The sequence below is a fragment of the Paenibacillus kyungheensis genome, from assembly GCF_028606985.1.
In the GTDB taxonomy this organism is placed as follows: Bacteria; Bacillota; Bacilli; order Paenibacillales; family Paenibacillaceae; genus Saccharibacillus; species Saccharibacillus kyungheensis.
The window spans coordinates 1738902-1751074 of record NZ_CP117416.1 but is presented as its reverse complement, the minus strand read 5'-3'; the positions used below and the strand labels follow the sequence as shown (position 1 = coordinate 1751074).

Annotated in this window: 10 protein-coding genes; 3 read left to right on the top strand and 7 right to left on the bottom strand. The window is 39.0% G+C overall.

The window, feature by feature from the left end:
- Positions 1 to 85: 85 nt before the first annotated feature.
- Positions 86 to 730 carry an O-methyltransferase gene (locus PQ456_RS07655; protein WP_273615586.1) on the bottom strand — a complete coding sequence of 215 codons (645 nt, stop codon included), beginning with the start codon at positions 728 to 730 and terminating at the stop codon, positions 86 to 88.
- Positions 731 to 1046: 316 nt separating this feature from the next.
- Here PQ456_RS07655 and PQ456_RS07650 point away from each other — a divergent pair, with 316 nt between their 5' ends.
- Positions 1047 to 2198, top strand: a complete 1152-nt coding sequence (locus PQ456_RS07650) for a THUMP domain-containing class I SAM-dependent RNA methyltransferase (protein ID WP_204824767.1) — start codon at positions 1047 to 1049, stop codon at positions 2196 to 2198.
- 62 nt (positions 2199 to 2260) lie between these two features.
- Positions 2261 to 4279 carry an LTA synthase family protein gene (locus tag PQ456_RS07645; protein WP_420540646.1) on the top strand — a complete coding sequence of 673 codons (2019 nt, stop codon included), beginning with the start codon at positions 2261 to 2263 and terminating at the stop codon, positions 4277 to 4279.
- A 140-nt stretch (positions 4280 to 4419) separates the two neighbouring features.
- Here PQ456_RS07645 and PQ456_RS07640 read toward each other — a convergent pair whose 3' ends face one another.
- The 6 genes from PQ456_RS07640 to PQ456_RS07615 form a co-directional block, all read right to left on the bottom strand.
- The gene (locus tag PQ456_RS07640) at positions 4420 to 4659 is read right to left on the bottom strand and encodes a YuzB family protein (protein WP_204824768.1); all 240 of its coding nucleotides are present in this window, start codon (positions 4657 to 4659) and stop codon (positions 4420 to 4422) included.
- Positions 4660 to 4683: 24 nt separating this feature from the next.
- Positions 4684 to 4986, bottom strand: a complete 303-nt coding sequence (locus PQ456_RS07635) for a heme biosynthesis protein HemY (RefSeq protein ID WP_069327047.1) — start codon at positions 4984 to 4986, stop codon at positions 4684 to 4686.
- Positions 4987 to 5323: 337 nt separating this feature from the next.
- Entirely contained in the window at positions 5324 to 5584 is a 261-nt protein-coding gene (locus PQ456_RS07630) for a hypothetical protein (RefSeq protein ID WP_273615585.1), read from the bottom strand.
- Between the two features lie 241 nt (positions 5585 to 5825).
- Positions 5826 to 6464, bottom strand: coding sequence for a class D sortase (locus PQ456_RS07625; RefSeq protein ID WP_273615584.1), 639 nt, complete (start codon positions 6462 to 6464; stop codon positions 5826 to 5828).
- A 6-nt stretch (positions 6465 to 6470) separates the two neighbouring features.
- On the bottom strand, positions 6471 to 8900 hold the full coding sequence (locus PQ456_RS07620) for an autotransporter outer membrane beta-barrel domain-containing protein (protein WP_273615583.1): 2430 nt from the start codon (positions 8898 to 8900) through the stop codon (positions 6471 to 6473).
- A 31-nt stretch (positions 8901 to 8931) separates the two neighbouring features.
- Positions 8932 to 10302 (bottom strand): hypothetical protein, encoded by a 1371-nt coding sequence (locus PQ456_RS07615; RefSeq protein WP_273615582.1) that lies wholly within the window; start codon positions 10300 to 10302, stop codon positions 8932 to 8934.
- A 763-nt stretch (positions 10303 to 11065) separates the two neighbouring features.
- Here PQ456_RS07615 and PQ456_RS07610 point away from each other — a divergent pair.
- On the top strand, positions 11066 to 12160 hold the full coding sequence (locus tag PQ456_RS07610) for a sugar ABC transporter substrate-binding protein (protein WP_273615581.1): 1095 nt from the start codon (positions 11066 to 11068) through the stop codon (positions 12158 to 12160).
- The last annotated feature ends 13 nt before the right edge of the window (positions 12161 to 12173 follow it).

The following is a 12173-nucleotide window of genomic DNA, read 5'->3' as shown; positions in this document are numbered from 1 at the left end:
CACAAAGAACCATCCGATCTCTTCTATAAGATAACCAGAAGAAATCAGATGGTTCTTTTATCAAAGTAGTTCTATATCCGTTGATCTATTTGACCATTGCTAATGCTAATCCATCGTAAGCAGGCAACAGTGTTCCGGTAAGTCTAGGATCAGTCACCATACGACGGTTGAACTCACGTACCGCTTGTACAGCAGGCCCATTTTTGTCTGGATTCAGTGTACGTCCACGCAATAACAGATTATCACCAGCAATAATCGCCCCCGGGCGAGCTAATGTAATCGCATATTCCAAATAGTTTAAATAATTTCCTTTGTCTGCGTCGATAAAAAAGAAGTCAAATTGTCTTCCTTCTTGCTTCAATTGCTCCAGACTATGGATCGCTTCGCCAATCCGATATTCAACTTGACTTCCCAAACCGGCAAGTGTCATATGTTGTCTGGCAAGTTCTGCATAATCTGCTTGTAATTCTAATGAAGTAATGTGACCTGTAGATGTTAATCCTCTACCAAGACAGACACCGCTGTAGCCACCAAGCGCTCCGATCTCAAGCACTTGTTCTGCACGTGCTAACTGTACGAGCATCGTTAATAGTCGACCATATCCAGGCGCTACCGATACTTCTGGCATTCCTTTTTCACGAATCGTTTGTTTAATTTGAATTAATAATGGATCTTCTTGAAGCAATTCATCCATATATTGTTCAGCATCTGGCAATGATTGTTCTGTCATTATCTTGATTTCTCCTTTGGATATTATGATCACTGGTTATCATTTTATAGTCTGTTGATCATTTTTGTTTGGTTTTACATGGCGTTAACCTGTTACAATAGAAATTAAAATCAATATGTGCGGAGTACCTTATCCTATACAATCACGTATATAAGCGCAATATCCTTTTTAAAATAGCGATATGCCCTCAAATGATGCCTATTTATTTTATTTATATTGGCATAGAAACGTTTGTAAGTATAGCTTCATTCACCTATACTAGATTGTATGGTTTTCGGAACTACCCTACAAGTTTAAATGGAGTTGACATTGTAAAATGAAAGAATTGAAATTAATAGCGACTTGTCCGATGGGACTTGAAGCTGTAGTCGCAAGAGAATTAAAATTACTCGGTTATCATGATACTCAAACTGAAAATGGACGTGTTACTTTCAGTGGTGACTTTGCTGATATTTGCCGTTGTAATTACTGGTTGCGTACTGCTGATCGTGTATTGATCAAAATGGGCGAGTTCAAAGCTACCACTTTTGATGAATTATTTGAAGGTACTAAAGCTTTACCATGGGATCAATTTATCCCTGCTGATGGTGAATTCCCTGTATCCGGCCGTTCGCAAAAATCACAACTAAGCAGTGTTCCTGCAAGTCAGGGTATTGTGAAAAAAGCGGTTGTTGAAAAGCTCAAATTAACGTATAACACCGAATGGTTCCCTGAAGATGGTGCATTATACAAATTAGATGTCTCTTTATATGATGATATCGCTTTGCTAACTTTGGATACAACAGGTCCTTCTCTTCACAAACGGGGCTATCGCAAACATGCAACAGAAGCACCGCTTAAAGAAACATTAGCTGCTGCGTTAGTGTTACTTAGTCGCTGGGGCCCTCACCGTCCGTTATATGATCCATTTTGTGGTTCAGGTACATTATTGATTGAAGCTGCGATGATCGGTTGGAATATTGCTCCTGGACTTCGTCGTTCATTCCCTTCTGAAGGTTGGTCGATTATTCCTGATGAACTGTGGGAACAAGCACGTGACGAAGCTTATGATGCTGTCAAAGACGATGTGCCTTTACAATTAGTTGGTAGCGATATTGATCCAGAAGCGATCGAAATTGCTCAAGCTTGTGCGAAAAGTGCAGGGCTTGGTAACGAGATCGAATTTAAAGTTATGCCTGTATCTCGTGTTCAACCACAAGGTAAATTCGGTTGTATTATCACCAACCCTCCTTATGGGGAGCGTCTAAGTGAAGTAAAAGAAGTCGAAAAAATGATTCGTGATCTAGGACGTGCCACGATTTATTTACCTGATTGGTCTGTATTTGCAATCAGTCCGACCCGTCAATTCGAACAATATTTCGGTCGTAAAGCAGACAAACGTCGCAAACTATACAATGGACGGATTGAATGTCAATTCCTTCAATATCTTGGACCTTTGCCTCCTCGTCAACCCAAAGTAGAAGCATAACCAACGTGTTATACAAATCAGATTCGTTTGATTTATTTTTTCAACCGTAAGGAGGTCTGGCTTTGCCATACTTAACTTCTCGTTCAGAGCGTGGCAGTTGGCTTGATCGCCTGAAGTGGCTGGTGTCGTTTAGTCGAATAGATTATATAATTTTTATTATCCTAATGCTGACCAAATTAGTCATTTTGCATAGTCATTTGCATCTGCAAAATATTGATATGAATCCACTTGATGTGGTTACGGCTGTGGGTTCTATTATGCTTGCCTCTTTTTGGACGATCTTTTTGCCGTATCGTGGACGGATTATTGCTTTGATTGTATTAGATGTATTGTTAACTTTTTTAATTTTTTCAGATCTGGTTTATTTCCGTTATTTTCAAGACTTCATCACGATTCCTGTATTGTTGCAAGCAGGTCAAGTCGACTCGCTTGGAGATAGTATCTGGGAATTGATCTATGTAGAAGATATATGGATGTTTGCAGATTGGATTGCATTGTTACTTGTTGGGTTATTTTTGCTGGTACGTCGTATACGTAGACGCACTCCGCGATATTATTCATCAAATCGCCAGCATTCCTCTATGTATAATGATCTTTTGGCCAAGCGCTTTTCCAAACGGTTTGTCCAAGGAATGATTGTATTTGTGCTTGGTCTGGTATTGACAGTAGGGCCGATCAAATTTGCTACATCTACATGGGCAACAGGACTATTTGTAGGGAACTGGTGGAATATGTCTCTTTACAATGTAACTGGTCTACTTGCTTTTCATGGATATGATGCTTATCGATATGCTGATGATCATTTTGGCCCTCAAGATCAATTGTCGACAGACAAAACAGATGAAGTTAAACAATGGTTCGATGCCAAACAAGCCACTAGATCCAAAGCAGGTGATGATGATCTATTTGGTGCTTATAAAGGTAAAAATGTGATTGTAGTTCAAGGTGAAGCCTTTATGAATTTTGTGATTGGCAAAAGCTACAATGGACAAGAAATCACACCGAATATTAATCGCTTGATGAAAAAAAGTATGTATTTTAGCCAGTATTATCATCAGACCGGTCAAGGTCGTACATCCGATGCTGATATGGCTTCTAATGCTTCTCTTCATCCGCTACCGACAGGTTCGGTATTTATCCGTTATCCTGATCATGAATTTGATACGTTACCCAAAATACTCAAAAGCAAAGATTACAGTACCAATGTATTCCATGCTTATGAAAGTAGCTTCTGGAATCGGTCAATCATGTATCAAAATATGGGCTACGATACTTTTTACAGTAAACCTGATTTTACGATCGATGAACCACTTGGCTGGTCTCTTGGCGACAAATCCTTTTTCCGTCAATCGCTTGATAAAATGACAGAGTTGAAACAACCGTTTTACTCTTTTTTGATCACTTTATCCAGCCATCATCCATTTAGCTTGCCTGCTTCTGTTCAAGAATTGGATATGGGCGATCTAAGCGGAACGACATTCGGTGATTATATTCAATCACTTCATTATGTTGATGCCGCATTAGGTGAAATGGAACAAGAAATGAAAGACAATGGATTATGGGATAAAACGATTCTTATGTTCTATGGAGATCATGACAATTCATTAAAAGAAAAAGAACCGATGGAAGAATTTCTAGGTCGTTCTTTATCTGATCTGGATATGGAACAATTGATGAATCAAGTGCCAATGCTTGTTCATTTGCCGGATGATCGTCATGCGGGTACTTATAATGAACCTGCCGGGCAGTTAGATATGACGCCTTCGATCTTGCATTTACTCGGTATTCAAGCGAGCTCTTATTATCTGATGGGTAACGATATGTTCAATCAGAAAGAAGATAAACTTGTCGTTTTACGTACCGGTGCATTTACCGATGGAAAAGTATTTTATATTCCCTCAGCAGATGGCATATTTGAAAATGGTACTGCTTATGATATGAAAACACGTGAAGTGACCGATGTGGAGCAAGCTCGTTCAAGTTATGATGAAGCACAAAAACGACTCAATATATCGGATGAACTCATCACGTACGATCTGATTCGTCAATTTCATGAAGCTAAATCTTCAACATCTAAATAATTTGTTGTGAGTGTATAGTCTATTCGCTCGTAGATTCACAACAGATAGATAACAGATAGATAGTTCAACAAAAAAAGCCTTTGTCGATCTACACATTATCGTGTGATTGACAAAGGCTTTTCTATTTTTATTCCTAATGATTATGCTTGCACAGATGGTTTTTTAATGAATTTAGATGCTTTTTCTAGAACTTCATCTTCTGTAGGTGCACTGACATAGCGACCGTTAATATAGACAAAAGCACGCTTGCCACAAGGCCCACAGTACGATTTACATCCTATTTTAATTTCGGCATCAGGAGCCATTTTTTCCAACTTTGGAATCATCGTTTTCAAGCGAACATGATTGCATTTATCACATACGCGAATATCGTTAGCCATTATACTTTCCCTTCTATAGCGGTCTTAGTGATCGCCATGATTGCCTTTGGAAGGGTTAGTAATAACGAAGCCTTCTTCTGGCAAATATAAATAATCAATCTTGATTCCATCTAACCAGGATTCATTTGGATCTACAGCTACATCAATTTCTTTATCTGTGCTTACTAATTCTTCTGCACCTTCTGGTTGACCTAAATCCATACCATAATGAACATGATCACCATGAGAATTCGTAATAAATACGCGCAATTTTAGACCTTCATTTTCGGGTTTATCCAATTCAGCTTGAATCACTTTCGCTGCATTACGTGTAATTTTGACTTTCATAAGATCAGCTCCTCTTCATCGACTAGCCTGCTATATGCAGGAACCATATTTGGAATATCCGATCATTATATTCTTTTTTGAAAAAGAAATGAACCCAATACTACTTTTTGGGTTTCCTTTACTTCAACATTCATGATCGGTTCAGATACTTATTCCGTAACTTTAACCTATACTATTGTATAGCTCTACTGCGCAATACGCAAGACTAAGAGCGCTTAGAACCGCAAGCGCTCTTTATTTTATTCTACTATAAAAATAGACTTGGAACAGTGAACTATGATGCTATTCACAATTGGAACAGTGAACTATGATGCTATTCACAATTTGAATACTTTACTTAGCGAAGTTTCTTGTGTTCATAGACCATTGCTGTTTTGCGCTCTGCCCGGGTTACGAACCAATTCATCATTAATAAAGTTACTCCAATATCATCTATAGGCATAAACGGCATTACATCAGGCAACACCCAATACGTTAACACAGGTATAAGAAACAATAATTTTTCTCCTAGAGGTAATTCCCGGGAGGTTAACAAGCTTGGCAGTCTTTTAAATACATGCGCCCATTGTTGTAACGAAAAAAATCGATTCCATTTCACAATCCATCTCTCCCTTTTCTATAACAAACCAATATCTACTGACACTTTTAGCGTCTTGCTCTAGTATTACGGTAAACTAATCAAAAAGTTTCAATTTTCTATAAGAACCTGTTCTAAAATTGCCAATATCTATAGCCCTCCTCACAAAAAAAGGCTTTCTTCGTTATAGTACTCGAAGAAAGCCTTAGTCTATTTTATGATCTTGCATCTACAAACCTATTCTCTCTATCTGTGCTACTTATTACGTTGATTGTGAGACAAGTTTTCCTTTGACAATAAGACGGTATTGACTGGAGTGATCAGGGTAGCAAGTAATCAGCGTCACAATCGATTGCCCAGATTCAGGTTGTAGTACTTCGACTTGATCCGGTTCTACAATCTGAATATCGTAGACCTGATAATCATACTTACCTGTGGATGTCTGTAACTGAAAAGCATCATGCTTATTCAATTCATGCAGACGATTAAAAAACTTGCCATATCGACTGGAACGGTGACCTGCAATAGAATAATTGCTATTGGTCTGCCCTGCTTCGCCACCACCACGAATATGCCCTAAAGCAGATTGTAATTGTTCTGGATCAGCGCCTTCTACAATAGCCGCTTCCAGATTCAACTTAGGAACAGTAAGGATTCCCTGTACATGAAGACCATTTACATTTTGACTGATCGTAGATGTTTGCTTATTTGTATTACTTTTGCTTGCGACAGATTGTATCTTAGCTTCTACTTCTCTACCTTGATCCAATCCTGTAGCAAACGTCTGCTTGAGTGAAGCTTGTACTTGATTCGTATGCCAGTTGGAATACAGTGTATAGCCAATCGTCGCTATACCTAGCAATAATAATAATGTTCCACATCTAGCTACAAATTGGGACATTCCTGCTCACCGTCCTTGACGATCAAAGCGTAAAGAACGACGACGAACGATCCATCCGAGTATCACCATCAAGCTACCTAATGTGTAAAGTACTGTAGAGTCTGCCCATTCTCCTGTTTTTGGCAAAACAGATAAGGAAGGTGTAGACATATTGGTTGTAGCATCTGCGTTGTTAGAATTTACAGTAGCCGCAGTGACGACTCCACGCGCTGGCTGTGAAGAACGATCTGTAGATAAAGATACCAATTGCGGTACATCGGCAGAAGCTGTAATTACATGATTCGGTTGATTTGAATTGATATTATCGGATGGCAAAGCTGTTGCTTCCATATCGTCAATCATTACTGGACTAGGATCAGTAGTAGACGTTGTTGTTACAGTAGATGATCCAGTGCTAGTAGGAACAGGGTTAGATGTTGCAATATCACTAGATACATCTACAGGTACACGACTACCATTACTTGCAGATGAAATGCCATTATTTGTACTAGCTGTGTCGCTATTATTGCCAGTGTTTCCATTAGAGTTGCCACTGGTATTGCCTGTATTGTTGTTAGGATTAGAGCCATTATTACTATTTCCACTTGTTGTATCATTATCGTTGTTATTATTGCCATTTCCGTTATTCCCATTATTTCCTGTATTGCCTTCTGTTCCATTACCGTTATTGTTATCTGGTTGTTGTGGAACCGTCGGTGTATTGTTGTCTGGAGTTGTCGTATCTGGATCTTCTGTATTTGGTGTTGGTGTAAATGTTACATTTTCCAATACAGCTACATCGATACCAGGCAATACATTATCCAGTAACCCTACTGAAATAAGAGAAGAACGGTCTGTTTGACCTTCCGCATTTTGCTGACTGCTATTTTCCAAAATAGAAAGGTCAATCGCATCTACAATCAGATCAGTTGTCGCTACTTGCACAACAGCTTGTTGGTTATGATCTGTAGTGTCTGTAGATGAATTAGCGTTGTCTAATACTCCTACATGTAAGTCGTCTCCGACTACTGTGTCCGTTCCACTTACTTCGACCACAGCTTCATGGTTGCTATCTGTAGTGTCGGTAGATGAATTAGTGTTGTCTAACACTCCTACGTGTAGGTTATCGCCTACTACAGTATCGGTTCCGCTTACTTCGACCAAAGCTTCGTGGTTGGTATTTGTAGTGTCGGTAGACGAATTAGTATTGTCTAATACTCCGACATGTAAGTCGTCTCCTACCACAGTGTCGGTTCCACTTACTTCTACTACAGCTTCGTGGTTGCTATCTGTAGTGTCGGTAGACGAATCACTATTATTGTCTAATACTCCTACGTGTAGGTTATCGCCTACTACAGTATCGGTTCCGCTTACTTCGACCACAGCTTCGTGGTTGGTATTTGTAGTGTCGGTAGACGAATTATTGTTGTCTAACACTCCTACATGTAAGTCGTCTCCGACTACAGTGTCCGTTCCGCTTACTTCGACCACAGCTTCGTGGTTGCTATCTGTAGTATCTGTGGACGAATTAGTGTTGTCTAACACTCCTACATGCAAGTCGTCTCCGACTACAGTGTCCGTTCCACTTACTTCGACCACAGCTTCATGGTTGCTATCTGTAGTGTCTGTAGATGAATTAGTGTTGTCTAACACTCCTACATGTAAGTCGTCGCCTACTACAGTGTCCGTTCCACTCACTTCCACTACAGCTTCGTGATTGCTATCTGTAGTGTCTGTAGATGAATTAGTGTTGTCTAACACTCCTACATGTAAATCATCGCCGACAATAGTATCCGTTCCACTTACTTCCACTACAGCTTCGTGGTTAGTATCTGTAGTGTCTGTGGAAGAATTAGTGTTGTCTAACACTCCTACATGTAAGTCGTCTCCGACTACAGTGTCAGTTCCACTCACTTCCACTAAAGCTTCGTGATTGCTATCCGTAGTGTCTGTAGACGAATCGTTGTTATCTAATACGCCTACGTGTAAGTCATCGCCGACAATAGTATCCGTTCCGCTTACTTCGACTACTGCGTCATGGTCATTGGTACTGTTGTTAATGGATTGGTTGTGTTGATCCAATACACCAACATGCAAGTCGTCTGCTACGATACTATCTGTTCCTGTCACATCCACTACAGCTTGATGATTTTGTTGATCAGTTGCCGTAGTTGTATGATTTTCTGGCAAAATATCAACGTCTAGTTCATCACCCAATATAGTATCTTCTGTCTGGATACTAATCACTGCATTCGATTCAGCAGTGTCTGTTGAAGATGACGTATTTTTATTTTGCAAAATACCAACCTGAACAGTACTTGAAGAAGATTCGTCGTGCTGAAGATCAACATGTACTAATGCATCACTTGTTGAATCTGCTGATACTGTTCCTTGTGACCATCCCAATACCGCCGCTAGACAACCTGTTGCTACCATTGTTTTCATTGACCATTTCATTGTTAATCGCTCCCTTTAATTTTTTATTTTTTCAAATAAAATAGGGAGCTTGCTGTGGTGGCTGTCCTGGTGGTGCATGTGTCCATTGATTACTGCCATGCTCAGATTGAGCACGATACGTTAAAAGATGGATACGATAATGCTTCCAATTAGCCAAACGATTATTGACAAATACATTTTGCGAATTGGAAGTATTACTATTAGACAATTCTGATACATTCGAAGAACCCGCAACGATTAATCCTTGAATACCTTTAACATCAAGCCAGATGGCTGCTGCTGGAGAAACCGGTTGTGTACCTTGTTCACTTGAAATAGCAGGAATATTCTCTGATTGAGGTTGAACTATTGCTTGAGCTGTAGCAACATCTGTATCAGATACATTCGATACGGTCTCATCCAATGGTACAGCAGTTGTTTTTGATGCAGGATACTGAGGTTTTCCTTTTGGTTGTACTGGCTGTGGGACTACAGGTACATATTGTGTTGTCCCTTTCTGAATTGATGCAATCATAGCTTGTGGATCTTTATCGTTAGACTCATGAATCGGTGAAGATTGTACTGCCTCTGTTGATGGGGACTGGGTTGCTTTATGAACCGATGGGACAGCAGGTAGAGCCGGTTGTGAAGATGGTGTGATTTCCGGATTACCTTGAGTACTATTTTTCTGAGTATGGTGGGTTGTATTGGTGTTCTTAGATGGAGTTGGTGCTATCACATCATCCGGTACCGGAGTAGGTGTAACTTCTACTGGAAGCTGCGGTACAATCGGCGGAAGATGGATCACCGGTACATCTGGAACAACAGGTACTACTTCTGGGATAACGGTTGTCGTTGTATCTACAACAGAAGTTACAGCATCACTAGCAGTTTGAACAGTAGATTCAATAACACCTGTTACTGTATTGGTTGTATTTCCAACTGTATGTTGCACTGTTCCTGTAACATTGTTTACAGTTTGGTCTACAGAAGAAGTTACACTACCCAGTACGTCAGAAGATTGTCCTTTTGCTGCTTTATCTACCTCGGTAATAACATCAGCAGGAATATCTACAGCATCTTTGACAACTTTATCTACGTCTATCGTAACTTGATCTACAGTTGTAGATACTTGAGTTGTAGTATCTGTTACTGTGTTGGCTACATTATCTACTGTTTTGTCGACAGTCTCGGTTGTACCTTTGACGGTGTCTTGTACTACATCTGTAACTGTACTTGTTGTTTTATTTACTATATTACCGACTAGACTTGGTGTTGACTTCGAGGAGTCATTACCAGTGGATGATGTCTGAGTTGAAGACGATTCTGGATCAGGCACTTCTCCATGTGCACGTGCGATATCATGATGAGTAAAATAATATAAAAACAAAGCAATCAATAAAGCTAACACTCGATATTTCATAGGAGCTTTCACCTCCTTTCTATATAAGAATGTTGAGACAACTATGTTTAGACAATTATTACAACAGTTAAAGTTTTAATTACTTATATATTACCCTTTAGGTTACTCATTGATATCCATTTTTATACTTTTTTAGGATTAATATTTATTCTTATCGCATACTTTAAGTATATTGTTATTCGTATTGCGTCTATAGCCAATATCTATATAAAATGCTTGTTAATACGTCAAAAACCCCTTCAACATCTTGAAGGGGTTTTTGGTGATTTAGATAATACAACATATGAGTTGCAATATCTGATTTGATTTCTTTTATTTCGTATACGTGTCTGTTGTCACTTCACTATTCCTCAAAAGATCGAAGTCTACATCGTCTTCGAATACTGTATCTGTTCCTGATGCTTGAAGTGCAGAACTTGATTCGCTATCCATATTTTCAGACTCTTATTCTTAGTTGTTCAAAATGTTCAGATTAAGATCATCTCCTAGATAGAATACTACCTATTGCTGAAATATCGATCGCCTGGCTATTTTTTTCTTTTTTGAAATATAACAATAAAAATAGCTATAAAACAAGGAATAAACTGCACCTCGAAAACCCAAAATACTGTCTTTCACATCATATTCAAACTGCATTTTTTCGACAAAAATCATCAAATAAAATAAAACCCATTGACATACTTGGTTTTAGCTTCTATATTAAATTTTAACATTATAAATTACTTGAAAGCTTTAAAGCGATTATGTACAGGGGGAAAAGAAAATGAAAAAAAGTTCAAAGTTTGCTAGCTTGCTTACATTAATGGTAGTTCTGGTGCTCGCTTTAAGTGCTTGCGGCAACGGTGCAGCTAGTAACGATACGGCTGCTACAGGTTCATCTACAGATCAACCACTTAAAGGTAAAAATATCGCTTTGATTATGCGTTTGAACAATGGTACATTTTCCGCTCAATATGTCGATGGTGTAAAAGATCAAGTAGCGAAATACGGCGGTACAGTTACAGTTATTACAGCAGATAATGATCTTAGTAAAATGGCATCTGCTCTTGATGCGGCTGTCAATCAAGGTGAATTTGATGGAATTTTACTAGATCATGGCGATGCAGGAGCACTAACAATGGGTGTGCAAAAAGCAGTGCAAGCCAATATTCCTATCGTTGCATTTGACTCTGCATTAGATGGTGTACAAGGTGTCACTAATCTAGCTCAAAATGATCAAAAAATGGCAGAGTTAACATTAGACCAACTTGCTAAAGATGCAAATGGTAAAGGTAATATCGTCAAAATCTGGGTAGCTGGCTTCCCTCCTATGGAATCTCGTCAAATTTCCTATAAAGCGTTTCAAGCTAAATATCCTGACATTAAAGAAATCGCTGCTTTCGGTACAGCAGACAATGCCCAACTAGATGCACAGACTCAGATGGAAGCTATTTTAAAACAATATCCAAACAAAGGTGATATTACAGCTGTCTGGGCAGCATGGGACGAATTTGCTAAAGGAGCAAGTAATGCGATTAAGCAAGCAGGACGCGATGAGATCAAAGTATATGGTATTGATCTTAGTGATGAAGACTTAGCATTGATTCAAGATAAAAATAGTCCATGGATCGCTTCTGCTGCTGTAGATCCAACAACGATCGGACGTGTACAAGTTCGTTATTTGTACCAAAAATTCGATGGAAATACAAAAGACGAAAAAGTAGAATTGGAACCTGTCTATGTACAGCGTGATGATCTACCAAAAGATAAAAAAGTAACAACAGCCGACCTGAATGAATATGTAAAAGGCTGGGGTGAAAGTGATCAAGGCAATACAGATAACCTAAAAGCACTTGAAAAATCTGTCGCTGGGAAATAATTAAATATACTTA

Bases quoted from the DNA above. Each gene is read 5' to 3' on its own strand.
- PQ456_RS07655 (WP_273615586.1), bottom strand. From the start codon at position 730: ATGACAGAACAATCATTGCCAGATGCTGAACAATATATGGATGAATTG.
- PQ456_RS07650 (WP_204824767.1), top strand. From the start codon at position 1,047: ATGAAAGAATTGAAATTAATAGCGACTTGTCCGATGGGACTTGAAGCT.
- PQ456_RS07640 (WP_204824768.1), bottom strand. From the start codon at position 4,659: ATGGCTAACGATATTCGCGTATGTGATAAATGCAATCATGTTCGCTTG.
- PQ456_RS07635 (WP_069327047.1), bottom strand. From the start codon at position 4,986: ATGAAAGTCAAAATTACACGTAATGCAGCGAAAGTGATTCAAGCTGAA.
- PQ456_RS07625 (WP_273615584.1), bottom strand. From the start codon at position 6,464: ATGTCCCAATTTGTAGCTAGATGTGGAACATTATTATTATTGCTAGGT.
- PQ456_RS07620 (WP_273615583.1), bottom strand. From the start codon at position 8,900: ATGAAATGGTCAATGAAAACAATGGTAGCAACAGGTTGTCTAGCGGCG.
- PQ456_RS07615 (WP_273615582.1), bottom strand. From the start codon at position 10,302: ATGAAATATCGAGTGTTAGCTTTATTGATTGCTTTGTTTTTATATTAT.
- PQ456_RS07610 (WP_273615581.1), top strand. From the start codon at position 11,066: ATGAAAAAAAGTTCAAAGTTTGCTAGCTTGCTTACATTAATGGTAGTT.